Origin of the sequence: Kitasatospora sp. NPDC058032 (genome assembly GCF_042885845.1) — a bacterium.
GTDB lineage: Bacteria > Actinomycetota > Actinomycetes > Streptomycetales > Streptomycetaceae > Kitasatospora.
Genome location: NZ_JBHVRK010000008.1, coordinates 102,995 through 128,509, shown reverse-complemented (window position 1 = coordinate 128,509; position 25,515 = coordinate 102,995). Strand labels below are relative to the sequence as shown.

Annotated in this window: 22 protein-coding genes; 1 reads left to right on the top strand and 21 read right to left on the bottom strand. The window is 73.0% G+C overall.

Annotated features, from left to right (window positions below):
• Window positions 1-25: 25 nt before the first annotated feature.
• Genes carB through pyrR form a run of 6 tightly spaced genes read right to left on the bottom strand, consistent with a single transcriptional unit; the run spans window position 26 to window position 7,960 of the window.
• Window positions 26-3,337: a carbamoyl-phosphate synthase large subunit gene (gene carB, locus ACFVUH_RS15710; RefSeq protein WP_387913670.1), complete on the bottom strand. Its 3,312-nt coding sequence runs from the start codon at window positions 3,335-3,337 to the stop codon at window positions 26-28.
• On the bottom strand, window positions 3,330-4,487 hold the full coding sequence (gene carA / locus ACFVUH_RS15705; protein WP_387913668.1) for a glutamine-hydrolyzing carbamoyl-phosphate synthase small subunit: 1,158 nt from the start codon (window positions 4,485-4,487) through the stop codon (window positions 3,330-3,332). Before carA ends, carB begins: the two co-directional genes overlap by 8 nt.
• Entirely contained in the window at window positions 4,484-5,056 is a 573-nt protein-coding gene (locus tag ACFVUH_RS15700) for a hypothetical protein (RefSeq protein ID WP_355375545.1), read from the bottom strand. Before ACFVUH_RS15700 ends, carA begins: the two co-directional genes overlap by 4 nt.
• On the bottom strand, window positions 5,053-6,357 hold the full coding sequence (locus tag ACFVUH_RS15695) for a dihydroorotase (RefSeq protein WP_387913666.1): 1,305 nt from the start codon (window positions 6,355-6,357) through the stop codon (window positions 5,053-5,055). Before ACFVUH_RS15695 ends, ACFVUH_RS15700 begins: the two co-directional genes overlap by 4 nt.
• Window positions 6,354-7,331 carry an aspartate carbamoyltransferase catalytic subunit gene (locus ACFVUH_RS15690; RefSeq protein WP_355375550.1) on the bottom strand — a complete coding sequence of 326 codons (978 nt, stop codon included), beginning with the start codon at window positions 7,329-7,331 and terminating at the stop codon, window positions 6,354-6,356. Before ACFVUH_RS15690 ends, ACFVUH_RS15695 begins: the two co-directional genes overlap by 4 nt.
• A gap of 5 nt (window positions 7,332-7,336) precedes the next feature.
• A complete protein-coding gene (gene pyrR / locus ACFVUH_RS15685; RefSeq protein WP_355375552.1) occupies window positions 7,337-7,960 on the bottom strand; it encodes a bifunctional pyr operon transcriptional regulator/uracil phosphoribosyltransferase PyrR in 624 nt (207 codons plus the stop codon).
• 329 nt (window positions 7,961-8,289) lie between these two features.
• On the opposite strand from pyrR, the gene ACFVUH_RS15680 reads away from it, so the two are divergent.
• A complete protein-coding gene (locus ACFVUH_RS15680; protein ID WP_031072501.1) occupies window positions 8,290-8,793 on the top strand; it encodes a transcriptional regulator in 504 nt (167 codons plus the stop codon).
• A gap of 212 nt (window positions 8,794-9,005) precedes the next feature.
• Here the strand turns inward: ACFVUH_RS15680 and ACFVUH_RS15675 are convergent, their stop codons facing one another.
• The 15 genes from ACFVUH_RS15675 to mltG (ACFVUH_RS15605) form a co-directional block, all read right to left on the bottom strand.
• The gene (locus tag ACFVUH_RS15675) at window positions 9,006-9,926 is read right to left on the bottom strand and encodes a hypothetical protein (RefSeq protein WP_387913663.1); all 921 of its coding nucleotides are present in this window, start codon (window positions 9,924-9,926) and stop codon (window positions 9,006-9,008) included.
• Window positions 9,927-10,197: 271 nt separating this feature from the next.
• Window positions 10,198-11,037: a thioesterase family protein gene (locus ACFVUH_RS15670; protein WP_355375558.1), complete on the bottom strand. Its 840-nt coding sequence runs from the start codon at window positions 11,035-11,037 to the stop codon at window positions 10,198-10,200.
• A gap of 161 nt (window positions 11,038-11,198) precedes the next feature.
• Window positions 11,199-11,636: a transcription antitermination factor NusB gene (gene nusB, locus ACFVUH_RS15665; protein ID WP_355375561.1), complete on the bottom strand. Its 438-nt coding sequence runs from the start codon at window positions 11,634-11,636 to the stop codon at window positions 11,199-11,201.
• A gap of 4 nt (window positions 11,637-11,640) precedes the next feature.
• Window positions 11,641-12,204 carry an elongation factor P gene (gene efp / locus ACFVUH_RS15660; RefSeq protein WP_355375564.1) on the bottom strand — a complete coding sequence of 188 codons (564 nt, stop codon included), beginning with the start codon at window positions 12,202-12,204 and terminating at the stop codon, window positions 11,641-11,643.
• 67 nt (window positions 12,205-12,271) lie between these two features.
• Entirely contained in the window at window positions 12,272-13,378 is a 1,107-nt protein-coding gene (locus ACFVUH_RS15655; protein ID WP_355375567.1) for an aminopeptidase P family protein, read from the bottom strand.
• A 321-nt stretch (window positions 13,379-13,699) separates the two neighbouring features.
• Window positions 13,700-15,700: a hypothetical protein gene (locus tag ACFVUH_RS15650; protein ID WP_387913660.1), complete on the bottom strand. Its 2,001-nt coding sequence runs from the start codon at window positions 15,698-15,700 to the stop codon at window positions 13,700-13,702.
• A gap of 64 nt (window positions 15,701-15,764) precedes the next feature.
• Window positions 15,765-16,601 carry an Fpg/Nei family DNA glycosylase gene (locus ACFVUH_RS15645; protein ID WP_387913658.1) on the bottom strand — a complete coding sequence of 279 codons (837 nt, stop codon included), beginning with the start codon at window positions 16,599-16,601 and terminating at the stop codon, window positions 15,765-15,767.
• A gap of 94 nt (window positions 16,602-16,695) precedes the next feature.
• Window positions 16,696-17,340 carry an AAA family ATPase gene (locus ACFVUH_RS15640; RefSeq protein ID WP_387913656.1) on the bottom strand — a complete coding sequence of 215 codons (645 nt, stop codon included), beginning with the start codon at window positions 17,338-17,340 and terminating at the stop codon, window positions 16,696-16,698.
• A 360-nt stretch (window positions 17,341-17,700) separates the two neighbouring features.
• Window positions 17,701-18,141: a type II 3-dehydroquinate dehydratase gene (aroQ, locus tag ACFVUH_RS15635; RefSeq protein ID WP_387913654.1), complete on the bottom strand. Its 441-nt coding sequence runs from the start codon at window positions 18,139-18,141 to the stop codon at window positions 17,701-17,703.
• The gene (gene aroB / locus ACFVUH_RS15630) at window positions 18,138-19,232 is read right to left on the bottom strand and encodes a 3-dehydroquinate synthase (RefSeq protein ID WP_387913653.1); all 1,095 of its coding nucleotides are present in this window, start codon (window positions 19,230-19,232) and stop codon (window positions 18,138-18,140) included. Before aroB ends, aroQ begins: the two co-directional genes overlap by 4 nt.
• Window positions 19,225-19,746, bottom strand: coding sequence for a shikimate kinase (locus ACFVUH_RS15625; protein ID WP_387913651.1), 522 nt, complete (start codon window positions 19,744-19,746; stop codon window positions 19,225-19,227). The genes aroB and ACFVUH_RS15625 overlap by 8 nt, the downstream gene beginning before the upstream one ends.
• Entirely contained in the window at window positions 19,743-20,927 is a 1,185-nt protein-coding gene (gene aroC, locus ACFVUH_RS15620; protein ID WP_387913649.1) for a chorismate synthase, read from the bottom strand. The genes ACFVUH_RS15625 and aroC overlap by 4 nt, the downstream gene beginning before the upstream one ends.
• Before the next feature lie 239 nt (window positions 20,928-21,166).
• On the bottom strand, window positions 21,167-21,997 hold the full coding sequence (locus tag ACFVUH_RS15615; protein ID WP_387913647.1) for a shikimate dehydrogenase: 831 nt from the start codon (window positions 21,995-21,997) through the stop codon (window positions 21,167-21,169).
• A 40-nt stretch (window positions 21,998-22,037) separates the two neighbouring features.
• The gene (gene mltG / locus ACFVUH_RS15610) at window positions 22,038-23,984 is read right to left on the bottom strand and encodes an endolytic transglycosylase MltG (protein ID WP_387913645.1); all 1,947 of its coding nucleotides are present in this window, start codon (window positions 23,982-23,984) and stop codon (window positions 22,038-22,040) included.
• Window positions 23,985-24,138: 154 nt separating this feature from the next.
• Window positions 24,139-25,380, bottom strand: coding sequence for an endolytic transglycosylase MltG (gene mltG, locus ACFVUH_RS15605; RefSeq protein ID WP_355376256.1), 1,242 nt, complete (start codon window positions 25,378-25,380; stop codon window positions 24,139-24,141).
• Window positions 25,381-25,515 lie beyond the last annotated feature (135 nt).

The window sequence follows — 25,515 nt, the reverse complement described above, 5'->3', positions numbered from 1 at the left end:
ACTGGTGCCCCCCACTGGAGTGGTGCTACTTGGCGCGGCCGGCGTTGATCAGCTCGGCGTGCTCCTGGAGCGACATGACACCGACCTCGTCGCGCAGCAGCCGGTCGATGCCCTGGACGGCGGCGCCCATGGCCTGGACCGTGGTCAGGCAGGGCACCGCGCGGGCGACGGCGGCGGTGCGGATCTCGTAGCCGTCGAGACGGCCACCGGTGCCGTACGGCGTGTTGATGATGAGGTCGACCTCGCCGTCGTGGATCAGCTGGACGATGGTCTTCTCGCCGTTGGGGCCCTCGCCCTCGCTGTGCTTGCGCACCACGGTGGCCGGGATGCCGCCGCGCTGCAGGACCTCGGCGGTGCCGGCGGTGGCCAGCAGCTCGAAGCCGAGGTTGACCAGCGCCCGGGCCGGGAAGACCAGGTTGCGCTTGTCGCGGTTGGCGACCGAGACGAAGACCTTGCCCTTGGTCGGCAGCGCGCCGTACGCGCCGGTCTGGGACTTGGCGTAGGCGGTGCCGAAGACCCGGTCCAGGCCCATGACCTCGCCGGTGGAGCGCATCTCCGGGCCCAGCACGGTGTCCACCCCGCGGCCGTGGACGTCGCGGAAGCGGCTCCACGGCATCACGGCCTCCTTGACCGCGATCGGCGCGTCGGCCGGCAGCGTGCCGCCGTCACCGTCCGCCGGCAGCATGCCCTCCGCACGCAGCTCCGTGATCGTGGCACCCAGCGAGATCCGGGCCGCGGCCTTGGCCAGCGGCACCGCCGTCGCCTTGGAGGTGAACGGCACGGTGCGCGAGGCCCGCGGGTTCGCCTCCAGCACGTAGAGGATGTCACCGGACAACGCGAACTGGATGTTGATCAGACCGCGCACGCCGACACCGCGGGCGATGGCCTCGGTGGAGGTGCGCAGCCGCTTGATGTCGTAGCCGCCGAGGGTGATCGGGGGCAGCGCGCAGGCGGAGTCGCCGGAGTGGATGCCGGCCTCCTCGATGTGCTCCATGACGCCGCCGAGGTAGAGCTCGGTGCCGTCGTAGAGCGCGTCGACGTCGATCTCCACCGCGTCGTCGAGGAAGCGGTCGATCAGGACGGGGTGCTCGGAGATCAGGCCGGCGTGGCGCTCCAGGTAGGAGGCCAGCGACGCCTCGTCGTAGACGATCTCCATGCCCCGCCCGCCCAGCACGTAGGAGGGGCGGGCCAGCACCGGGTAGCCGATCTCGTCGGCGATGGCCTTGGCCTCGGCGAAGGAGAACGCGGTGCCGTGCTTGGGGGCCGGCAGGCCCGCCTCGCGCAGCACCCGGCCGAAGGCGCCGCGCTCCTCGGCGAGGTCGATGGCCTCGGGCTGGGTGCCGACGACCGGCACCCCGTTGTCCTTCAGCGCCTGGGCCAGGCCCAGCGGGGTCTGGCCGCCCAGCTGCACGATCACGCCCGCCAGCGGACCGGCCTGCCGCTCCGCGTGGACGATCTCCAGCACGTCCTCCAGCGTGAGCGGCTCGAAGTACAGCCGGTCGGAGGTGTCGTAGTCGGTGGAGACCGTCTCCGGGTTGCAGTTGACCATGACGGTCTCGTACCCGGCCTCGGCGAGCGCGAAGGAGGCGTGCACGCACGAGTAGTCGAACTCGATGCCCTGGCCGATGCGGTTCGGGCCGGAGCCGAGGATGATCACCGCGGGCTTGGTGCGCGGGGCGACCTCGTTCTCCTCGTCGTAGGAGGAGTAGAAGTACGGGGTGCGGGCGGCGAACTCGGCCGCGCAGGTGTCGACGGTCTTGAAGACCGGGCGGATGCCCAGCGCGTGCCGCACCTCCCGCACCACGTCCGGCCTGAGGCCCCGGATCTCACCGACCTGCTGGTCGGAGAAGCCGTGCCGCTTCGCGTGGCGCAGCAGCTCCGGGGTGAGCTTGTCGGCCTCGGCCAGCTCGCCCGCGATCTCGTCGAGCAGGAACAGCTGGTCCACGAACCACGGATCGATCTTCGTGGCCTCGAACACCTCGGCGGGGGTGGCGCCCGCGCGGATCGCCTCCATCACCGTGTTGATCCGCCCGTCGGTCGGCACGACCGCCTTCGCCAGCAGCTCGCCCCTGTCACCCACCGGACCGGCCCACGAGAACTGCGAGCCCTTCTTCTCCAGCGAACGCAGCGCCTTCTGCAGCGCCTCGGGGAAGTTGCGGCCCAGCGCCATCGCCTCACCCACCGACTTCATGGTGGTGGTCAGCGTGGCGTCCGCGGACGGGAACTTCTCGAACGCGAACCGCGGGACCTTGACCACCACGTAGTCGAGGGTCGGCTCGAACGACGCCGGGGTCTGCTCGGTGATGTCGTTGGGGATCTCGTCCAGGGTGTAGCCGACGGCCAGCTTCGCCGCGATCTTCGCGATCGGGAAGCCGGTCGCCTTCGACGCCAGTGCCGAGGAACGCGACACGCGCGGGTTCATCTCGATGACGATGACCCGCCCGTCCTCCGGGTTCACCGCGAACTGGATGTTGCAGCCGCCGGTGTCCACACCGACCTCACGGATCACCGCGATGCCGATGTCCCGCAGGATCTGGTACTCGCGGTCGGTGAGCGTCATCGCCGGAGCGACGGTGATCGAGTCACCGGTGTGCACGCCCATCGGGTCGAAGTTCTCGATCGAGCAGACGACCACGACGTTGTCGTTCTTGTCGCGCATCAGCTCCAGCTCGTACTCCTTCCAGCCGAGGATGGACTCCTCCAGGAGCACCTCGGTGGTCGGGGAGAGCGTCAGGCCCTGACCGGCGATGCGGCGCAGGTCCTCCTCGTCGTGCGCGAAGCCGGAGCCGGCGCCGCCCATCGTGAACGAGGGGCGCACGACGACGGGGTAACCGCCCAGGGTGTCGACCCCGGCCAGGACCTCGTCCATGGTGTGGCAGATCACCGAACGCGCGGACTCGCCGTGGCCGATCTTCGCGTTCACCGCCTCCACGACGCCCTTGAACAGCTCGCGGTCCTCGCCCTTGTTGATCGCCTCGACGTCGGCGCCGATCAGCTCGACGCCGTACTTCTCCAGCGTCCCCGCCGCGTGCAGCGAGATCGCGGTGTTCAGCGCGGTCTGGCCACCCAGCGTCGGCAGCAGCGCGTCCGGCCGCTCCTTGGCGATGATCTTCTCGACGAACTCCGGGGTGATCGGCTCCACGTAGGTGGCGTCCGCGACCTCGGGGTCGGTCATGATCGTCGCCGGGTTCGAGTTCACCAGCACGACCCGCAGGCCCTCGGCCTTCAGGACCCGACACGCCTGCGTGCCCGAGTAGTCGAACTCGGCGGCCTGGCCGATCACGATCGGACCGGAGCCGATCACCAGGACGGACTTGATGTCAGTGCGCTTAGGCACGCTGGCCCTCCATGAGCTTCACGAAACGGTCGAAGAGGTAGGCCGCGTCGTGCGGGCCGGCAGCTGCTTCGGGGTGGTACTGCACGCTGAAGGCGGGCACGTCGAGCGCCTGGAGGCCCTCGACCACGTCGTCGTTGAGGCAGACGTGGGAGACCTCGACCCGCCCGTACGGGGTGTCGCTCACCTTGTCCAGCGGTGCGTTCACGGCGAAGCCGTGGTTGTGCGCGGTGACCTCGACCTTGCCGGTGGTGCGGTCCTGGACCGGCTGGTTGATGCCGCGGTGGCCGTACTTGAGCTTGTAGGTGCCGAAGCCCAGCGCCCGGCCGAGGATCTGGTTGCCGAAGCAGATCCCGAAGAACGGGGTCTTGCGCTCCAGCACGCCCTGCGCCACGGCGACCTGGTGGTCGGCGGTGGCCGGGTCGCCCGGGCCGTTGGAGAAGAACACGCCGTCGGGCTGGACGGCGTAGACGTCCTCCAGGGTGGCGTTGGCCGGCAGCACGTGCACCTCGATGCCGCGCTCGGCCATCCGCTGCGGGGTCATCGCCTTGATGCCGAGGTCCAGGGCGGCGACGGTGAACTTCTTCTCACCGATCGCCGGCACCACGTACGGCTCGGTGGTGGCGACCTCGGCGCACAGGTCGGCGCCCTTCATCTCGGGCGAGGACTGCACCTTGGCGAGCAGCGCGGCCGGCTCGGCCAGCGTCTGGCCGGAGAAGATGCCGCAGCGCATGGCGCCGCGCTCGCGCAGGTGGCGGGTGAGCGCCCGGGTGTCGATGCCGCTGATGCCGACGACGCCCTGGGCGGCCAGCTCCTCGTCCAGCGAGCGCAGCGAGCGCCAGTTGGAGGCGACCCGGGCGGGGTCGCGGACGACGTACCCGGCGACCCAGATCTGCTTGGACTCGTCGTCCTCGTCGTTCCAGCCGGTGTTGCCGATCTGCGGGGCGGTCATCACGACCACCTGGCGGTGGTACGACGGGTCGGTCAGGGTCTCCTGGTAACCGGACATGCCGGTGTTGAAGACCGCCTCGCCGTAGGTCTCGCCGGTCGCGCCGTAGGCCTGGCCGCGGAAGGTCCGGCCGTCCTCCAGGACGAGCACGGCAGGGACGCGCTCCCGCCGTTGGCGCTGCGTGGTGGGGGCAGGTGCGGTCATGACGCGGCCTCTTCCGTCTTCTTCGTCGTCGTACGTGTTGCTGTGAGCTGGGTGATCGCCTCGACCCAGCCGGTGTGCTCATCGGGGTGGTCGGCCCGGAACCCGGAGTCCAGCTCGGTCCCCTCGTGCGTCCAGGTGACGACCAGGATCCCGGAGGGGACGACCTTGCCGGCGATCCCGGAGTCCGTCCGCGCACCGGTCAGGTGCTCGGCGGGGATCCAGAAGTCGACGTCACCGGGGCGCCGCACCAGCAGGCCGTGCTCGCCGAGGGTCAGGTCGGCGCGGCTGCGGGTGCCCAGGCCGTGCGCGACGACCCGGTCCAGCCAGTTCCCCGCGGTGGTGGTGCCGTGGTACCGGCCGCTGGTCTCCAGGATGGTCCGCCCGGCCCGTTCCGGCACGGCCGGCAGCGGGGGGATGCCGGACTGCAGGGTGCGCCGCCAGTTCCAGCCCTGGCGCATCAGCCAGTAGACCAGGCCGATGACCAGCAGCAGGCCGACCGTCCAGCCGAGGTAGCCGGGCCAGTTGGTGACCCTGGCCTGCTCCTGGGCCAGCAGGGCCACGGAGCTCACGCGAGCCCGCCCTGCTCGACCAGTTCGCCGGCCAGCACGGTGGCGGTGCCGCGCAGGAAGGTGGCGTGCACCCGTCCGGGCAGGTCGAGACCCTTGTAGGGGGTGTTGCGGGAGCGGCTGGCGAAGCTGTCGGGGTTCACGGCACCACGGTACGCGGGATCGAACAGCACCAGGTTGGCGGGCTCACCCACCGAGACCGGGCGGCCCTGCCCGGCGAGCCGGCCGATCCGGGCCGGGCGGTGCGACATCCGGTCCGCGACGCCCTCCCAGTTCAGCAGGCCGGTCTCCACCATGGTCTGCTGCACCACGGACAGCGCGGTCTCCAGGCCGACCATGCCCATCGCGGCCACGGCCCACTCGCAGTCCTTGTCCTCGGCCGGGTGCGGCGCGTGGTCGGTGGCGACGGCGTCGATGGTGCCGTCGGCCAGCGCCTTGCGCAGCGCCTGGACGTCCTCGGCGGTGCGCAGCGGCGGGTTGACCTTGTAGACCGGGTCGTAGGAGCGGACCAGCTCGTCGGTCAGCAGCAGGTGGTGCGGGGTGACCTCGGCGGTGACGTCCCAGCCCTTGCTCTTGGCCCAGCGGACGATCTCGACCGAGCCGGCGGTGGAGAGGTGGCAGACGTGCAGCCGGGAGCCGACGTGCGCGGCCAGCAGCACGTCGCGGGCGATGATCGCCTCCTCGGCGACGGCCGGCCAGCCGCCCAGGCCCAGCTCGCCGGAGACCTGGCCCTCGTTCATCTGGGCGCCCTCGGTGAGCCGCGGCTCCTGGGCGTGCTGGGCGACGACGCCGTCGAAGGCCTTCACGTACTCCAGGGCGCGGCGCATGATCACCGCGTCGTCGACGCACTTGCCGTCGTCCGAGAAGACCCGCACGCCGGCCGCGGAGTCGTGCATGGCGCCGAGCTCGGCGAGCTTCTTGCCCTCCAGGCCGACGGTGACGGCGCCGACCGGCTGCACGTCGCAGTAGCCGGACTCCTGGCCGAGGCGCCAGACCTGCTCGACCACGCCGGCGGTGTCGGCCACCGGGAAGGTGTTGGCCATGGCGTGGACGGCGGTGAAGCCGCCCTTGGCCGCCGCCCGGGTGCCGGTGAGGACGGTCTCGGCGTCCTCCCGGCCCGGCTCGCGCAGGTGGGTGTGCAGGTCGACCAGGCCGGGCAGCACGATCAGGCCGGTGGCGTCGATCTCGATGTCGGCCTCGGCGACCAGGTCGGTGCCGATCGCCCGGATCACACCGTCGGCGAGGTGGAGGTCCTGCGGGGCCCCGCCGAGGATCTGGGCGTTGCGGATCAGGTAGGTGGTCACTGAACGGTCTCCACGGAATCGGTGCGGGGGGTGTCGGTGAGGGTGGCTCCGCCGAGCAGCAGGTAGAGCACGGCCATCCGGATGGAGACGCCGTTGGCGACCTGCTCGACCACGGTGCAGCGCGGGGAGTCGGCCACCTCGGCGGTGATCTCCATGCCGCGGACCATCGGGCCGGGGTGCAGGACGATGCCGTGCTCGGGCAGCTGGGCCATCCGGACGCCGTCCAGGCCGTAGCGGCGGGAGTACTCGCGCTCGGTGGGGAAGAACGCGGCGTTCATCCGCTCGCGCTGCACCCGGAGCATCATCAGCGCGTCGGTCTTGGGGAGCACCCGCTCCAGGTCGTAGCTGACCTCGCAGGGCCAGTTCTCGATGCCGATCGGCAGCAGGGTCGGCGGGGCGACGAAGGTGACCTGGGCGCCGAGCGTGGTGAGCAGGTGGACGTTGGAGCGGGCCACCCGGCTGTGCAGGATGTCGCCGACGATGGTCACCCGCCGGCCGGCGAGGTCGTTGCCGGCGCCCGGGTTGAGGTGGCGGCGCATGGTGAAGGCGTCGAGCAGCGCCTGGGTGGGGTGCTCGTGGGTGCCGTCACCGGCGTTGATGACGCTGCCGTGCAGCCAGTCGGACTGCGCCAGGCGGGCCGGCGCGCCGGAGGCGTGGTGGCGGATGACGACGGCGTCGGCGCCCATCGCCTGCAGGGTGAGGGCGGTGTCCTTGAGGCTCTCGCCCTTGGAGACCGAGGAGCCCTTGGCGGAGAAGTTGATGACGTCGGCGGAGAGCCGCTTCTCGGCGACCTCGAAGGAGGTCTTGGTCCGGGTGGAGTCCTCGAAGAACAGGTTGACGACGGTCCGGCCGCGCAGGGTGGGGAGCTTCTTGACGGCCCGGCCCGAGAGCTGGGCGAGTTCCTCGGCGGTGTCCAGGATGAGCAGCGCGTCGTCGCGGCTGAGATCGGCTGCGGACACGAGGTGGCGCTTCACGCGGGTTACTCCGGGAGGTGCGGTTCGGTGGACTGGGCGGCCAGGGCCTGGGAGGAGCGCGCCGCGAAATCGCGGTCGCCGACGAGCACGGCGTCGACGCCGTCGCGGTCGGCCAGGCGCACCTGGACGGCTTCGCGCAGCGAGGTGGGGAGGTTCTTGCCCACGTAGTCGGCGCGGATGGGCAGCTCGCGGTGGCCCCGGTCGACGAGGACGGCGAGCTGGACGGCGCGGGGGCGGCCGATGTCGTTGAGGGCGTCCAGCGCGGCGCGGATGGTGCGGCCGGAGAAGAGCACGTCGTCGACGAGGACGACGAGCCGGCCGTCGATGCCGCCGGGCGGGATCTCGGTGTGCTCCAGCGCGCGGGCCGGCTTCAGCCGCAGATCGTCCCGGTACATGGTGATGTCCAGGGTTCCGAGCGGGATGTCGCGGCCGGTGATCTGGGCGAGCCGGGCGTGCAGCCGGCGGGCGAGGTGGACGCCCCTGGTGTGGATGCCGAGCAGCACGACGTCCTCGGCGCCCTTGGCGCGCTCGACGATCTCGTGCGCTATCCGGGTGATGACCCGGGCGATGTCCGTGCCGTCCAGCACCTGGTGCGGCGGCCGCGGCGTGGTTTCCTGGTGTGCGGTCATGCCGAAGCGGACCTCCTTCCCCGCCTCACTGGACGGGCCTTAAAGGATGTCTGGGACGCCCGGCCTGACTGCGGCGCGGGCTCCGGTCATCCTACAGCGTCATTTGTGGCCAACCGACGGCCATCATTCCGCTCCCTGCGGTTCACGCGCCGGACGCACCGGTGATGCGGCCCATTCGCACGACTGCCCCATTCGGCTTGACGCAACTACCTCACTCTACGTAACCTCACAGTGAGTTACGAGACGGACGTCGAACCCACCGGTAGCGGCGTCGGCACATCGCCCGTGACCCACCACTGAACGCGAAGCAATCTCGTCCGGGGAGATCAATGTCCAGCGACTACGCGAAGCAGCTCGGAGGCAAGCTCCGAGCCATCCGCACTCAGCAGGGGCTCTCCCTGCACGGTGTCGAGGAGAAGTCCCAGGGGCGCTGGAAGGCGGTCGTCGTCGGCTCGTACGAGCGCGGCGACCGTGCGGTCACCGTGCAGCGGCTGGCCGAACTGGCCGAGTTCTACGGGGTCCCGGTGCAGGAGCTGCTGCCCGGCGGTACCCCCGGCGGCGCGGCCGAGCCGCCGCCGCGCCTGGTCCTGGACCTGGAGAGACTGACCCAGGTCCCGTCCGAGAAGGCCGGCCCGCTGCAGCGCTACGCGGCGACCATCCAGAGCCAGCGCGGCGACTACAACGGCAAGGTGCTGTCGATCCGCCAGGACGACCTGCGCACCCTGGCCGTGATCTACGACCAGTCGCCGTCGATCCTCACCGAGCAGCTGATCTCCTGGGGCGTGCTCAACCCCGACGCGCGCCGCGCGGTGCGCGAGGAGGAGGCGAGCTGAGGCTCGCCGTACCGGCTCCCGTCGGCCCTCCCCGCCGGTTCCCGCCCGCGGGGGCGGCGGACCACCGACGGCGGACCACCGACGGCGTGCTCCCGACCGTGGACTGTCGACGGCGGACTCCTGGCAGAGCCGACACCAGCAGAAACGTCACGGCGCGGCCCCCGCGAGGGGTGCCGCGCCGCGGCGCTCTCCAGGACCGCCCTCCGGGACGCTCAGCAGACCGTCTCCAGCCGGTACCCCGGCTCGGCGGCCACCCCGTCCAGCCGCACCGGCCCCTCGGCGGGCGCCCAGACCCGGCCCTCGCTGGCCCAGGCCCAGGCCGTCGGCCGGTACTCCCCGCAGGCCGCCGCCGACCCCTGGGCGCCGTGCAGCACCGCGAGGCCGGGCAGCTCGCGGGCCAGTCCGGCGCAGAGCACCGCGCAGAGCAGTTCGAGGTCCTCGTCGTTGATCCGGACGACGCCGTCCTCCCACTGGAGCACCCGGGCGGCCGCGGCCAGCCGCCCGCCGGGCGCCTCCACCGACAGGCGCAGCTCGTAGACCCCGCTGCCGGCGCCGAGCAGCATCCGGCGGAACACCTCGGCGCCCCGCTCGTAGGCGCCGCGCACGGCGTCGTCGCGCTCCCCGCAGAGCCGGCCGTCGAGCAGCAGGTCGGCGTGGCGCAGGGTCAGGCCGTTCTCGCGGGCCCGGACCAGCCGGGGGACGAAGTCGCCGACCAGCTCCTCGCCCTGGTAGGCGAGCAGTTGGGTGCGCAGCGGCGGGTTGACCAGGTAGCGGTCGCGGGCGGCCGGCTCGGCCGGGTCGAGGCCGTGCAGCAGGCAGAACTCGGCGAAGTCCTGCGGGTGGAACATCCGGGCCCGGACGGTGTCGAAGCGGCGCCGGGCGTCGGCGAGCAGCTCGGCGGTCTCGGCGAGGTACTGCTCGTGGTCGGCCGCGTCGGACAGCCCCCAGGCGCGGGCCCGTTCGAAGTCCGCGGGGCTGGTGAGCACGCCGATCACGAAGGCCTGGCCGGCGCCCTCGGCACGCTGCCGCTCGCAGGCCCCGTCGCGGTCGGCGGCGGCCCGCGAGCGGAGCCGGGGGCGGGAACCCGAGGCGGTGCAGTCGGGGGTGCGGCGGGCGCGGCCGTTGCGGCTCATCGGGGCTCCTCGGACGGGGCGGGCGGGGCGGGGCGGCGGCGGGTGGTACCGCCGACCTTGTCCTCCCCCGCCCCGCGTGGCGCACACGTACGACGTGTCACAGGACTGTAACCGAGGGTGAAGCAGATGTTTGGAGTCACGCACGGTTGTGCGGCCCGCCGCCCGCGCCCCGCGCACCCGCCCCACGCGCGGCGCACCCGTCACTCGGCGTGCACGCCCGCTCACACCCCCCGACCCGCCCGGCCACCTGCCCGGCGCGCCCGATGGGCGACTAGCGCGGCAGGCGGGCCAGCTGACGGGACTGGGCGACCAGGCGTCCGGTCTCGTCCCACACCTCGGCGTCCTCCTCGAAGTACCCGCCCGCCACGTTCCGGGTGGCGTGGACGAGCCGCAGCCAGCCCGGCGCGGGCTTGGCGCGCAGGTGCACGGTCAGCTCGACGGTCGGCGCCCAACCCGGCATGCCCAGGTCGAAGGTGACCGGCGGCAGCGCGTCGGCGGCGAGCAGGAGCAGCAGCGGGTCGGGGCTGCGGCCGTCGGCGAGCCGGAACCAGCCCTGGATCCGGCCGGTGCCGGAGGGCTGCCCGAGCGCCCAGCCGACGGTGGCCGGGTCCAGCCGCATGTCGAACCGCTCCAGCAGCGCGGCCTGGGTGAGCAGGTCCTTGGGCGCGTGCTCGACGCCGATGCACTGGTCCGGCGGCGGCAGCTGCGGCGGGACGGCGCTGGTGCGCACCTCGCCGTCGTGGACGCCGAGGTCGCCGTGGCTGGCGACCACCCGCAGCCGCTCCACGCCGTCCTGGCTGAGCGCGGCGGTGCCGGTGGACAGCGAGCGGCCGGTGCGGATCACCTCGGTGCGCACGGTGGCCGGGCCGGGGACGGCCGCGGAGAGGTAGTAGCCGCTGATCGAGACCGGGTCGGCGTGGCCGGCGCTCTCCGGGCGTGCGGTGTGCGCCAGCGAGAGCGCGTGGCCGGCCACGGCCAGCAGCAGTCCGCCGTTGACACCGCCGCCGATCTGCCAGCCGGCGCCGAGTTCGCCGTCGTACCGGCCGGCCTCGTCCGGGTGCGGCGTGAGGGCGATGCCCTGGTCGAACTCGCTGCGGATCACCGTGGTCATGGGGGTGGCCTGCCCTTCGCTGCGGGGGTCGCCGAGGGCGCGGGCCACCGGCGCACCAGGTTACTGGCGAGTAGGCACCACCATACGCCGCCCGGGTGAAGACGCACGACGGCCGCCGGACCGTCTCGGGTCCGGCGGCCGTCGGCGCGGTGCGCGCGGGGTCAGCGGCGGATGCTGGGCTTCAGCTCCATGAAGCGGGCCAGCAGGCCGTTGACGAACGCCGGGGAGTCGTCGGTGGAGTACTCCTTGGCGATCTCCACGGCCTCGTCCACGACGACCGCGTCGGGGACACGGTCCTCCCAGATCAGCTCGTACGCGCCGAGCCGCAGGACGTTGCGGTCCGCGATCGGCATCCGGTCGAGCGTCCAGCCGACCGCGTACTGCGAGATCAGCTCGTCGATCCGGCGGGCGTGCTGGACATAGCCCTCGACCAGCTCCATGGTGTACTCGCCGACCTGCGGGGTGCCCTCGTCCGGCTTGGGCTCCCGGGCCCGGGCCACCCAGTCGGCGAGGACCGTCAGCGGGTCGACCCCGCGGTGATCGGCCTCGAACAGGATCTGGAAGGCTCGCGTGCGGGCCTTGGTACGTGCGGACGACACGGACTTACTTCACCCGGCCGAGGTAGCTGCCGTCGCGGGTGTCGACCTTGACCTTCTCGCCGGTGGTGATGAAGAGCGGCACCTGGATCTCGGCGCCGGTCTCCAGCTTCGCGGGCTTGGTGCCACCGGTGGAACGGTCGCCCTGGACGCCCGGCTCGGTCTCGGAGATGACGAGCTCGACCGCGGCCGGGAGCTCGATGTACAGCACCGCGCCCTCGTTCACGGCGACGAGCGCGTCGAAGCCCTCCAGCAGGTACTTGGCGGCGTCGCCGACGACGGCCGGCTCGATCGCCAGCTGGTCGTAGGTGTCCATGTCCATGAACACGAAGTTCTCGCCGTCCTTGTACGAGAACTGCATGGTGCGCTTGTCGACGTTGGCGGTCTCGACCTTGGTGCCCGCGTTGAAGGTCTTGTCGACGACCTTGCCCGTCAGAACCTCCTTGAGCTTGGTGCGCACGAAGGCCGGGCCCTTGCCGGGCTTGACGTGCTGGAACTCGACGACGGACCAGAGCTTGCCGCCCTCCAGCTTGAGGACCATGCCGTTCTTGAGATCGTTCGTGGAAGCCACGGGCGCACTTACTCCTGGATATAGCTGTCAAGGAACCAAGGGGGTCGCGTCCTGTGCGCAAACTGCCTCACAGGGCGAGGAGCTCCTTGGTGGTGATGGTGAGCAGCTCGGGCCCGCCCTCATCCAGGGGGCGCACGACGAGCGTGTCCTCGATCCGGACGCCGCCCCGCCCCGGGAGGTGGACCCCCGGGCCGACGGTGACCGGTACGCGGCTGTCCAGTTTACCCATGTCCGTGGGACCGAGGCGCGGGGCCTCCCGGATCTCCAGGCCGATGCCGTGACCGACCGGGTGCGGCGAGCCCTCGGTGTGCCCGGCGGCCCGGAGGATCTCCCGCGCGGCCCGGTCGGGCACGCACTGTTCGACCCCCGGCCCGAGCGCCTCCCGCCCGGCCCGCTGGGCACGGAACACCAGCCGGTGCAGCTCGACCTGCCAGGGCGCCGGGGCCGCCCCGATCACGAACGTCCGGGCGGTGGACACCCCGTAGCCCCGGTACTGCGCACCGAGCACCACCGTTAGGAAGTCGCCCTCCTCCACCCGCCGGTCGGTCGGCTGGTGCGCCGGCTGCCCGGAGTGGCTCCCGGTGCCGACCGAGACCGGGAACGCCGCCCGGTCCGCGCCGTGGTCGATCATCCGGCGCTCCAGCTCCATCGCCAGGTGCCGTTCGGTGCGGCCGACCAGGATCGACTCCAGCAGCTCGCCGAGCGCCTGATCGGCGATCTCCGCGGCGATCCGCAGGTCGGCGATCTCGTGCTCGTCCTTGACCACCCGCAACCGCTCCACCGCCTGGCCCACGTCCACCAGCCGCACCCCCTCGGCCAGCCCGGCCACCGCCCGGTGCCGGGTGACCGTCAGATCGTGCTCCTCCACCGCCAGCCCCGCCACCGCCAGCCGCGCCGCCGCGGACGCCGCCGCCAGCGCGGTGTCCGCCCCGGCCGCCACCGGCACCCGGGTCACCGCGGGAGCGATCAGGTGCTCCCCCGTGTCATCCGGCGGCAGGTCGTCCGGCAGCGCGAGCAGCACCCGGTCCCGCGTCAGCAACAGCGACGCCCCGCACGGCGGGCACCCGGTCAGGTACCGCACGTTCGCCGCCCTGGTGATCAGCGCCGCGTCGGCCCCGGACGCACCACAGTGCTCCCGCAACCGCTCCCGGCGGCCCGCGTACGCATCAGCCATGCGTCGAGCCTACGAACCCGCCCCCCGATCCGCCCGCCGAACGCCCCCACCCGGGCCGTACCACCAAGGGCGGAGAGTCCGGCGGATCGGGCCCCGGTCTGATCGCGTACGTGGACGAGACGGGCGACCGTGGCTACTCCGAACGCTCGCCGGAGACCTTCTCCATGACGGCGTTGCTCGTGCCCCGCGAGCGGGAGAACCAGATGCGGGCCACGGCCACCGGCCTGCGGGCACACATCGGCACCAGCCCTGCCGCCCCGCACGGGAAGTCGGCCCGTCCGACTTCCCGTGCGGGCCCCCGGGCTCGCTCCGCCCGCCCGTTCAGTGGCCTCGCAGCTCCCGTAGGCGGGTGCGGTTGCGGTCGGCCAGGGCCGGGTCGCCGAGGTCGTCCGCGAGCTCGACGAGCAGTGCCCGGGCGGCTTCCTCCTTCTTCGGCTGGCCCAGTTCCCGGGCCCGCCCGGCGCTCCGCTCCGCCGCGCCGACCGCCGCCTCGGGCCGGTTCAGCGCCCGCTCGGCCAGGGCCTCGACCAGCGGCAGGCGCATCAGCATCGGGGCGTCCTCCTCCTGGCCGGCCAGTGCGGTGGCGTCCCGGAGCACGGCCAGCGCCTCCTCCGCCCGCCCGGCGGCCACCAGGGCTTGGGCGAGGTTGTAACTCTGCACCACCACGCCGTGCGGGTCGCCCTCGTTGGCCCGCCGGGCGAGCGTGAACAGTTCCACGGCCCGCTGCGACCTCCCGTCGGCCAGGCAGAGCAGGCCGTCGGTCTCCCACAGCACGCCGGCCAGCCGCGAGTCGTCCACCTCCGGCAGCAGGGCCGTCGCGGCCGCCAACTGCTCGGCGGCGAGTGGGTACTGGGCGCGCTCGTAGTAGGCGCGCCCGAGCTGGTTGCGCATCCGGATCACGGCGTCCGGCCGCTCGTCCGACCGGGCCGCCTCGATGCCGAGCAGATGGCTCTCGACCCAGTCGCCGTAGTGCTTGCGCCCGTGGTAGAGCGGCCAGAGCGACTCGCACAGCCGCCACACCTCGCCGTGCCACCGCTGCTCGGCGGCGGCCCGGACGGCCCCCAGCAGGTTGGCCCGCTCGCTCTGCAGCCACTCCAGCGCGTCGGTTCCCGATCCGAACCCGGGCAGCGCCGTCCCCTCGCCTCTCTCCTGGAGCCGAAAGCGGTCGCCGATCGCGCGGTCGGCCAGCGCCGCGCGGCCGCGGTAGTAGGCGACGATCCGGGCCAGCAGCTCCAGTCGGCCGGGGAACTCGTGGACCACGCCGGCCGCGTGCAGCCGGACCAGGTCGTGGGCGCGGTAGCGGCGCTCCGGCCCCTCCTCCGCGACGTCGTCCAGCAGGTGTGCCGAGCGGAGGTCCGCCAGGCCGTCCGCCACCCGCGGCACCCCCACTGCTTCGGCCAGCTCGGCCGAAACCACCGGGCCGGGGTTGACACCCAGCAGCCGGTAGAACTGACGGGTGTGCTCGGGCAGCCGCCGGTGGACGGCGTCGAGGACGTCCCCGACCGCGCCCTCCTCGTTGCTCAGGGATGACAATCCGTGCTCCTTGTCGGTCAGTTCGGCCAGCAGCTGGCTCACCCGGAGTTCCTCACGGTCGAGCAGCCGGAAGCCCACGGCGTTCAGCGCCAGCGGCAGGCCGCCGCAGAGCTCGACCAGCCGCGCCAGTTCGGCGTCCGTCCCCCGGTCGGGGCCCAGCCAGCCCCGGACCAGTTCGCTTCCGGCGCCGGTCGAGAGCGGGTCGAGGCGCATCACCTCGGCGCCGTCCAGCGCCAGCCCCGGCAGCCGCCGTCGGCCCGCCGCCACCAGCAGTCCGGTGGCGGGAAGCAGCGCCCGGACCTCACCGGCGTGCTCGACATTGTCCAGGAAGACCAGCACCCCGCGCCCGGCCGCCGTCACGGAACGGAACGCCGCGGCCCGTTCGGCCGGTGCCTCCGGCACGAACGGGAGCCCGAACCCGCGCAGGAAGCCACCGAGCACCTCGCCGAGGTCCACCCCGTCGAGGCGCCGGTGGGCGGCGAGGTCGGCGTACAGCTGGCCGCCCGGGAAGCGCGCCGCGGACCTGGCCGCGAACTGGGCGATCAGTTCGGTCTTGCCGACACCGCCGAGGCCGGTGAAGGCCACAACGGCCGGGCGGACGTCGTCCAACCGACCCAGCACGGCCTCCAGGCGGGCGAGTTCGCTCTCACGGTTGACGAAGGCCCGGCGCGGGCCGCGGATCTGCCGTGGCACGCCGATCCCCGCCGCCATGACGATCGTGTCGGCCTGCATCACCGTGCCGTGGACCGTGCCCGACACGGTGTTGACCGTCCGGTGGCTTTCCGTCATCCGGGCGCTCCCTCCACCCCCGTCCGAGTGTCGGGCCCAGCCTACGACCGGAGTTGAGGTCGCGTCAGGTGGTGCTGTCGGGGTGGGGCGGCTGGCAGGTGGGGCACCAGAAGAGGTTGCGGGAGGCGTGCTGTTCGGTGCGGATGTCGGTGGCGCAGATCAGGCAGGGCTGACCGGCGCGGCGGTAGACGTAGACCTCGCCGCCGTGGTCGTCGACGCGGGGCGGGCGGTTCATCGCCTCGGGGGTGTGCTCGGGGCGGACGGTGTCGATGCGGCCGGCGCCCACGCCCTCGCGCATCAGGGTGACCAGGTCGGCCCAGACCGCGTCCCACTCGGCGCGGCGCAGGGCGCGGCCGGGCAGTTGCGGGTCGATGCCGTGGCGGAACAGCACCTCGGCGCGGTAGACGTTGCCGACGCCGGCGAGCACCTTCTGGTCCATCAGCAGGGCGGCGACGGTCGTCCGGCTGCCGGCTATCCGCCGCCAGGCGGCGTCCGGGTCGGCGTCGGCGCGCAGCGGGTCCGGGCCGAGGCGGGCGGCGACGGCGGCCTTCTCGGCGTCGGTGATCAGCGCGCAGGTGTTGGGGCCGCGCAGGTCGGCGTAGTGCTCGTCGTTCTCCAGGCGCAGCCGGACCAGGCCGACCGGTTCGGGCACCGGGCCGTCGGCGGTCGCGCCGAAGGTGAAGCCGCCGTACAGGCCGAGGTGGACGTGCACCCAGGCGTCCTCGCCGAAGCCGAGGAAGAGGTGCTTGCCGGTGGCCTCGGCCGCGACCAGCTCCCGTCCGTCGATCAGCTTGGCGCCGTCCGCGAAGCGGCCCTGCGGGCTGCTGGCGCGGACCGGCCGGCCGCCGAAGGCACGGTCGTTCTCGGCGGCGAGGCGGTGGATGATGTGGCCTTCCGGCACGGGCGCGGCTCCCCCCGGTGGTTCGTTCAGGACCCGTCCATCATCGCAGCCGGCACCGACAGTCCGGCCGGGCCGGCCGGGCCCGCGGAGCCGCTCAGCGCACCGGGATGCCCATCAGCCGGGCCAGGATCACCCGGTCGAGTGCGGCGGCCGTGGCGGCGACGTCGAGGTGGGAGTTGTCGATGATCGGCAGGCCGGAGTTGTACCAGCCGGCCATCCGGCCGTGGATCCGGGCGACCTCCTCGTCGCCGAGCCGGCGGTTGCCGCTGCGCCGGGCGTTGCGGCCGAGCACCGAGTCCAGGCTGGGCAGCAGCACCACCGGGATCATGCCGGGCCCGATGTGCCGCTTCCAGCCACCGAGGCCGATGGCGGGGCGGTCGGGGAACACGGCGTCGTCGATGATGCAGGAGATGCCGTTGGCGAGGTAGTTGCGGCAGGCGAAGCCGCAGGTGCGGCGGGCCAGCCGGTACTGCGCCTCGGAGGCGTTGTTCCAGCCGGACTGCGGGTTGGCGAAGCCGGACTGCACCCATTCGCGGACGTCGTCGAGGCTGATGTGCGCGGTCGGGGTGGGGCGCCGCTCGGCCCAGTAGCGGGCGACGGTGGTCTTGCCGGCGCCGGCCGGGCCGATCAGCAGCACCGCGATCGGCCCGGTGGCCGCGTGCTGTTGCGGCGGCCGGGCGGGCAGCTGGACGGGCGCGCCGGACGGCAGCAGGAAGTGGCCGGTGGAACCGGCGGGCACCGGCGCGGACACGGGAACGGGGGCCGGCACGGGTGCGGGTGCAGGTACAGGTGCGGGAACCGGCGCGACCGGTGGGACGACCGGCACCGGAACGGTCGGCGGACCGGACGACGCGGATGCGGGCGCGGGCGCAGGATACGCCGGGGCCGCCGGAGCTGCAGGAGCCGTCGGGACCGGCGGAGCAACGGGACGCGGGGGGACGGGCCCACCCCCGGTGTACTGCGTCACGGCCACCTCCCGACTTCCTTCAGCGGGGACACTACACGCCGGTGCGGCGGTGGACACAGTCCGCCGCCGCACCACCGCTGGTCACCGCCCCGGGCACCGGCCCGGGCACCGCGCCGGGCGCCGACGCCCCCGTCAGCCCGACCCGAGCTGGTCGGCCAGCGCCCGCAGCGCGAGCTCGTACGAGCCGATCCCGAACCCGGCGATCGTGCCGGAGGCCACCGCGGAGATCACCGAGGTGTGCCGGAAGGTCTCCCGGGCGTACGGGTTGGAGATGTGCACCTCGATCAGCGGCGCCGTGCGCTGCGCGGCGGCGTCCCGCATCGCGTACGAGTAGTGGGTGAACGCGCCCGGGTTGATCACCACCGGCACCCGGCCGTCGGCGGCCTCGTGCAGCCACTCGACCATGGTCTGCTCGGAGTTGGTCTCGTGCACCTCGACCTCGAAGCCCAGCTCCTTGCCGAGCGCCGTGCAGCGCTCGACCAGCCCGGCGTACGAGGTGGAGCCGTAGACGTCGGGCTCGCGGCTGCCGAGCCGGCCGAGGTTGGGGCCGTTGAGCACCAGCACCCGGCTCACGAGGACACCTCCGCGTAGGCCGCCACCAGCAGGGACGGGTCGGGGCCCTCCAGCACGGAGGTCTTGCCCAGGCCGTCCAGCACGATGAAGCGGATGAGGTCGCCGCGCGACTTCTTGTCGATCTTCATGGCGTCCAGCAGCTTGGGCCAGGCGTCCGCGCGGTAGCTGAGCGGCAGGCCGACCGAGGCGAGCACGGTGCGGTGCCGGTCGGCGGTCTCGTCGTCCAGCCGCCCGGCCAGGCGGCCGAGTTCGGCGGCGAACACCATGCCGATCGAGATGGCCGCGCCGTGCCGCCACTTGTAGCGCTCGTTGCGCTCGATGGCGTGGCCGAGGGTGTGGCCGTAGTTGAGGATCTCGCGGCGCCCGGACTCCTTGAGGTCACCGGAGACGACGTCCGCCTTGACCTGGATGGCGCGCCGGATCAGCTCGACGGTGTGCGGCCCGGCCGGGGTCTTGGCGCCCTCCGGGTCGGCCTCGATCAGGTCGAGGATGACCGGGTCGGCGATGAAGCCGCACTTGATCACCTCGGCGAGGCCGGAGACGTAGTCGTGCCGGGGCACGGTCTCCAGGGTCGCGAGGTCGGCCAGCACGCCCACCGGGGGGTGGAAGGCGCCGACCATGTTCTTGCCCTCGGCGATGTTGATGCCGGTCTTGCCGCCGACCGCCGCGTCGACCATGCCGAGCAGCGTGGTGGGCATGGAGATCCAGCGGACCCCGCGCAGCCAGGTGGCGGCGACGAAGCCGGCCAGGTCGGTGGTGGCGCCGCCGCCGAGGCCGAGGACCACGTCGGTGCGGGTGAACCCGGTCTGCCCGAGCACCGACCAGCAGTACGCGGCCACCTCGGCGCTCTTCGCCTCCTCGGCGTTGGGCACCTGGAGGGCGATCGCCTCGTAGCCCTCGCCGGCCAGGTCCTCGCGGATCGCGTCGGCGGTGGCGGACAGCGCCTCGGGGTGGATGATCGCCACCCGCCGGGCCCGGGTCCCGATCAGCGGCGCCAGCTCGCCGAGCAGCTGGTGCCCGATCAGCACGTCGTACGGGTCGTGGCCGGCGCTGCCGCCGACGTGAATCCTGACGGTGTCGGTGTCAGTCATGGGGGGTCTTCAGCTCCAGTGCTTCCAGTACGGCGTCCGCGACCTGCTCGGGGGTGCGGCCGGCGGTGTCGACGACGGCGGTGGCCACCTCCAGGTAGAGGGGGCGGCGGGCCTCCATGAGCTCGCGCCAGCGGGCCCGCGGGTTGACCGCCAGCAGCGGCCGGGGGGCGTCCAGGCCGACCCGCTTGACCGCGTCGGCGAGCGGCACCTCCAGGAACACCACCGGCAGGGGGCGCAGCAGTTCACGGGTGGGCCCGGCCATCACCGCGCCGCCGCCGAGCGCGAGCACGCCGGGGTGGCTCGAGGCGGCGGTCCGCACGGCGGCCGCCTCCAGGGCGCGGAAGTGCGGCTCGCCGTCGTCGACGAAGATGTCGGGGATCGGCTTGCCGGCCTGCTCCTCGATGTCCGCGTCGGTGTCGCGGAAGCCGACGCCGAGGCGCTCGGCGAGGACCCGCCCGACGGTGGACTTGCCACTGCCGGGCGGGCCGACCAGCACAACGGCCGGTGAGGTCATCGGACGATCAGGTGGTCGAGGTAGCTCCGGACGTTGCGCCGGGTCTCCGACACGTGGTCGCCACCGAACTTCTCGTTGACCGCGTCGGCGAGCACCAGGGCGACCATCGCCTCGGCGACGATGCCGGCCGCCGGCACCGCGCAGACGTCGGAGCGCTGGTGGTGCGCCTTGGCCGGCTCACCGGTGCGCACGTCCAGGGTCCGCAGCGCGCGCGGGACGGTCGCGATCGGCTTCATCGCGGCGCGCACCCGCAGCAGCTCGCCGGTGGACAGGCCGCCCTCGGTGCCGCCGGAGCGGCCGGAGGCGCGCCGGGCGCCCTCGGGGGTCGGCACGATCTCGTCGTGCGCCTGCGAGCCGGGGACGCGGGCCAGCTCGAAGCCGTCGCCGACCTCGACGCCCTTGATCGCCTGGATGCCCATCAGTGCGGCGGCGAGGCGGGCGTCCAGCCGGCGGTCCCAGTGGACGTGCGAGCCGAGGCCGACCGGGACGCCGTAGGCGAGCACCTCGACGACGCCGCCGAGGGTGTCGCCGTCCTTGTGGGCCTGGTCGATCTCGGCGACCATCGCCTTCGAGGCGTCGGCGTCCAGGCAGCGCACCGGGTCGGCGTCCAGCTTCGCCTCGTCGGCGGGCAGCGGCAGCACGCCGGCCGGGGCCTTGGCGGCGGCCAGCTCGACCACGTGGCTGACGATCTCGATGCCGCAGGTCTCCTTGAGGTAGGAGCGGGCGACGGCGCCCAGCGCGACGCGGGCCGCGGTCTCCCGGGCGCTGGCGCGCTCCAGGATCGGGCGGGCCTCGTCGATCGAGTACTTCTGCATGCCGGCCAGGTCGGCGTGGCCGGGGCGCGGACGGGTCAGCGCCTCGTTGCGGGCGAGACCGGCGAGCACCTCGGGGTCGACCGGGTCGGCCGACATGACCTGCTCCCACTTCGGCCACTCGGTGTTGCCCACCATGACGGCGACCGGGCTGCCCATGCTGAGGCCGTGCCGGACACCGCCGAGGAAGGTCACCTCGTCCTGCTCGAACTTCATCCGTGCGCCGCGACCATAGCCGAGCCGGCGGCGCGCCAGCGCGTCGGCCACCATGGCGGTGGTGACCGGTACACCGGCGGGCAGGCCCTCCAGCGTCGCGACGAGTGCGGGGCCGTGCGACTCCCCCGCCGTCAGCCAGCGCAACGTACCCAACGGAGCTCCTTCATCAGCGGACCGGCGCGGCGCTGCCGCCACCCGCCCGGGCGTGCCTTCTCCCCGAATCCTTTCATGCCGGACCGGCCGACCGGCCGCGGAGTCCGGTCACCGGACACCATTCGGCCGACCGGCGGACGGGAATGGCTGGCCGGCATGCCCCTGACACGACCGCTCCCGCCGCCCAGTCCGCCCCGGACAGCCCCCCGGGCCGCTTCGGACGGCCGCCCCGCGCCGCCTCAGCCCGCCGCGAGCGCGGCCTCGCCCGCGGCGCGGATCGCCGCCAGCGGCCCCGGGGCGCGCCCGGTGAAGAGCTCGCTCTGCAGCACCGCCTGGTGCACCAGCAGGTCGAGCCCGCCCAGCACGGTCGCCCCGCGCTCGGCGCACGCGCCGGCCAGCTTGGTCGGCCACGGGTGGTACAGCACGTCGAAGAGCGCGCCCGGCTCGGCGGTGAGGTCGCCGGTGAAGCCGTCGGTGGCGCCGGCCGGGGTGGTGGCCACGGTCAGCGGGTGGGCCAGCGCCTCGGCGCCGCGCGCCCAGTCGGCGGTCCGCACCGCCACGCCCAGCCGCTCCCCCAGCTCCGCCATCTCCCGGGCCCGCTCGGGGCTGCGGACGTAGACGGTGACCTCGTGGGCCCCGAGCCGGGCCAGCGCGGCCAGCGCCGAGGAGGCGGTGGCCCCGGCGCCGAGCACCGCGGCGGACGGCACCTCGGTGATGCCGCGCTCGCGCAGCGCGTTGACCAGCCCGGGCACATCGGTGTTGTGCCCGACCCGGCGCCCGTCGGCGGTGAACACCAGGGTGTTCACCGCCTCGACCGACCGGGCGGTGGCGCTCACCTCGTCGAGCAGCGGAATGACCGCCCGCTTGAGCGGCATGGTGAGCGAGCAGCCCGCCCACTCGGCCTCGTCCAGCCCGGCGACGAAGCCGGGCAGCGCGGCCTCGTCCACCTCGAAGCGGTCGTAGCACCAGCCGTCCAGGCCGAGCGCCGCGAAGGCGGCCCGGTGCAGGGCGGGCGAGAGCGAGTGGGCGATCGGCGAGCCGAGGACGGCCGCGCGGTGCTTGCTGGTCACGCTGGTGTTCTCTCTCCGTGCGCCCCCGGTGGGGCGGTCGTCACCTGGTGGTGCAGTGCACCGCGACCGGGTCGAACTTCTGGCCGGCCGCCGTGCAGTACGCCTTGACGTTGTTGGCGTGCTCCGTGTCCGTCTCCGCGAACAGGGTCGAGGTCGGCGACATCGCGATGAAGTACAGCCACTTGCCGTCCGCCGGGTTCAGCGTCGCCTTGAGCGCGTCGTCGCCCGGGTTGGAGATCGGTCCCGGCGGCAGGCCCGGGTTGATGTAGGTGTTGTACGGGTTGGAACCGTCGTTGATGTCCCTCCTCTCCAGGTTCTTGGTTCCCAGCGCGTACTGCAGCGTGGTGTCCATGCCCAGCTTGCCGTTGACCTTGCCCTTGTCGGCCAGCCGGTTCTGGATGGTCTTGGCCATCTTGGCGAAGTCGTCCTTGTTGTTGCCCTCGGCCTGCAGGATGCTCGCCTCGATGACCACCTCGTAGCCGGACTTGAGGCCGATCTTCGACGCCTCCGCGTCCAGGCCCGCGTAGCGGTCCACCGCGTTCTTGACCATCTGCTTGAGCAGGTCCTCGGGCTTCATGCCCTCGGTGATCGAGTAGCGGGTCGGCCAGAGGAAGCCCTCGATGTTGCCCTTGGCGTACGCGGGCAGGCCGAGGTTGTTGATCTGCTCCTTGGCGACGTTCGCGGTGGTGCCCTTGGGCAGCTTCAGCCTGTCGTCGATCAGGCCGTAGGTGGCGATGGAGGTCAGGCCCTCCCGGATGATCAGCTTCTCGCCGCCGTTGGCGTCCACCAGGAACTGCACAGCTCCCTCGGCGGACATCTCCTTCGGCATGCTGTAGGCGCCCGGCTGGATGGTGGAGCACTTCACGTTCTTGTCGCACGCCGCGTTGAAGGCGTCGATGCTCTTCACCACGCCGGCCTGCTTCAGCGCCGCACCCATCTGGCTGCCGGCCGCGCCCTGCTTGATCTCCACGTTGACCGAGCCGGAGCCCGGGCCGGGGAAGTCCGGCGCCGGACCGAAGTGGTCCTTGTAGAAGCCGTAACCGAACCAGCCCGCGCCGCCCATGGCGCCGAGCAGCACCAGGGCGACCACCAGGCAGGCGCCGCCGTTGCGCCGGCCCGACTTCTTGCCCTTCTCCTTGCGCTTCTTCTTCGCCTCGCGGGAGTCGTCCTCGTCACCGAGGAAGCCGCCGTGCCCGTCCCCGTCCGCGCCGTCCTCGTGGTACTCGCCCTCGGCGTACTCACCCTCGGCGTACTCACCCTCGTGACCGTCCCACCCGGCCTCGGCGTGCTCACCGCCGTCGGCGGGCGCGGCCGGGTCGGCGCCGGCCTCCAGCGCGGCGGCCTCCGCCTCCCAGTCGATGCCGTCCGGACCGGGGCCGGAGGGCTGCTCGGGGGCGGCCGGCTGCTGCTCCTGCCGCGCCGGGGCGCCCTGCTGCGGTACGGCCTGCTGCGGCACGCCCTGCGGGGGGACGCCGTGCTGGGGCGTACCGTGCTGCGGCGTGCCCTGCTGCGGATACCCCTGCTGCTGACCGCCGAACGGCTGCTGCCCCATGCCCTGCTGGCCACCCGTGCCCGGCTGGCCGCCCATGCCCTGCTGCGCCATCTGCTGCGGGGACAACTGCTGCTGGGGATAGCCCTGCTGGCCCCCCACGCCCTGCTGCGGGTAGCCCGGCTGCTGCTGCGGATAGCCCTGCTGCGGCATCTGCTGCTGCGGGTACCCCTGCTCACCGCCGTACTGCTGCTGGCCGCCCATGCCCTGCTGGTTCATACCTTGCGGGTTCACGCCCTGCGGGTCCATGCCCTGCTGCGACATCTGCTGCTGGGGGTAGCCCTGCTGACCGCCGTACTGCTGCTGGGACTGCTGGGGATGCTGCTGCCACTGCCCGTCCTGCGAGCCGGGGACCGGCTGCTGACCGCCGTACCCGGGGTCTCCCGGATTCCACGGCTCGGAGCCCTGGGGGCCGTAGCCCCGACCCAGATCGGTCATTGATCCCCTTATACCGACGGAGACGACCGGAGGATCGGCCCGGTCGCCCGGGACGGCGTCCCGGCTGCTTGTCGAACCGGCGTGCTAGCGCAACACCCGGACGGAGACGCTACCGTACCGCAGTCAGGTGGCCGGTCGGGGCGCCGCCCGCCCGCTACGGCGCCCCCGGCGAGGCCGGAGCGGGCGGGGAGGCGGAGGCCGAGGCCGAGCCGGTCGCCGACGCCGGGGCGCTCGGCGAGGCCCGGTTGGCGTTGAACTCCGCGACGTTCTTCTGCTGCACCTCGAAGCTGTCGGTGAACCGGGTGTCCCCCGGCTTAACGGTCACGAAGTAGAGCCAGTCCCCCGGCGCCGGATCCACCGCCGCCATGATCGCCTGCCGCCCCGGGTTGGAGATCGGCGTCGGCGGCAGCCCCGCGTGCTTGTAGGTGTTGTACGGGGAGTCGAGCCGGGTGTCGGTGACGCTGGTGTTCAGCGTGGAGCGCCCCATCGCGTAGTTGATGGTGGAGTCCAGCTGCAGCGGCATGTTCCTGGCCAGCCGGTTGTAGATCACCCGCGCGACCTTCGCCATGTCCTCGGGGTTGTCGGCCTCCCCCTGCACCATGCTGGCGATGGTCACCAGCCCGTACAGCGACTGCCCGAGGTTGGTCGCCACGACCTCCGCGTCGTCCCGGGCGTACTCCTTGCCCGCCCGGTCGACCATCTGCTTCAGCAGGTCGACGGCGGTGGTGTCGTCGGTGACGGCGTACGTCGCGGGGAACAGGTAGCCCTCGGGGACGCCGTTGGCGCTCTCCGGCAGGCCCAGCTCGGCGGTCTGTTCCTTGACCGTCCGCTCCGCGGTGCCCGCCGGGAGCTGGAGCTTCTTGTCGATCGCCGCGTAGATCTGGCTGCCGCGCCACCCCTCGGGGATGGTCAGGCCGTTGGCGTTGGCCGGGTCGATCAGCACGGCGAGCGCCGCCGCCGCCGACATCTTCAGCCGCAGCGTGTAGGTGCCGGGCTGGATCCGCCCGGCCGCCGCCGCGCTGCCCCGGGCGGCCCGGGTGAAGGCGAGCGAGCTGGCCACCACGCCGTTGCGCACCAGCGCCGAGGCGATCTGGCTGAGCCCGGCGCCCTCCGGCACCGACACCTGCACCGAGCCGGACCCGTTGCCCGCGTAGTCGGCGGCGGCCGGCGGCTTGCGCTGCCCCTGGATCCAGCTGAACCCGGCCAGCCCGATCCCGCCGAAGACGGCGATCAGCGAGAGCGCGGTCAGCAGACAGGCCAGTCCGTTGCGCCGTCGGCGTGGATCCGGCGCATCGGGGCGCGGGGCGGGCGCGCCCGGCGGGCGGCCCTCCGGTTCGGTCGCCGGCGCACCGAGGTGGCCGGGGCTCAGGCCGGGTGTGAGGTCCAGATCGGTCACGGCGGCGTCCCCTCGGCGGTCCGCGTGGCACGCGGAACGACGGCAACGGCAGAGGGGTCCGTGCGGACGCGCGTCCGCACGCCCACACCAAAAAACCCAAGTAAAACGCACCCGGACCCGACCCCCCCCACACAA

What these genes read in the sequence shown, in the direction of transcription:
- ACFVUH_RS15675 (WP_387913663.1), bottom strand. Translation starts at nt 9,926, where the DNA reads ATGAGCCGCAACGGCCGCGCCCGCCGCACCCCCGACTGCACCGCCTCG.
- pyrR (WP_355375552.1), bottom strand. Translation starts at nt 7,960, where the DNA reads ATGACCGCACACCAGGAAACCACGCCGCGGCCGCCGCACCAGGTGCTG.
- ACFVUH_RS15625 (WP_387913651.1), bottom strand. Translation starts at nt 19,746, where the DNA reads ATGACCTCACCGGCCGTTGTGCTGGTCGGCCCGCCCGGCAGTGGCAAG.
- ACFVUH_RS15650 (WP_387913660.1), bottom strand. Translation starts at nt 15,700, where the DNA reads ATGACGGAAAGCCACCGGACGGTCAACACCGTGTCGGGCACGGTCCAC.
- ACFVUH_RS15655 (WP_355375567.1), bottom strand. Translation starts at nt 13,378, where the DNA reads ATGGCTGATGCGTACGCGGGCCGCCGGGAGCGGTTGCGGGAGCACTGT.
- aroB (WP_387913653.1), bottom strand. Translation starts at nt 19,232, where the DNA reads ATGACTGACACCGACACCGTCAGGATTCACGTCGGCGGCAGCGCCGGC.
- ACFVUH_RS15680 (WP_031072501.1), top strand. Translation starts at nt 8,290, where the DNA reads ATGTCCAGCGACTACGCGAAGCAGCTCGGAGGCAAGCTCCGAGCCATC.
- mltG (WP_387913645.1), bottom strand. Translation starts at nt 23,984, where the DNA reads ATGACCGATCTGGGTCGGGGCTACGGCCCCCAGGGCTCCGAGCCGTGG.
- carA (WP_387913668.1), bottom strand. Translation starts at nt 4,487, where the DNA reads ATGACCGCACCTGCCCCCACCACGCAGCGCCAACGGCGGGAGCGCGTC.
- ACFVUH_RS15670 (WP_355375558.1), bottom strand. Translation starts at nt 11,037, where the DNA reads ATGACCACGGTGATCCGCAGCGAGTTCGACCAGGGCATCGCCCTCACG.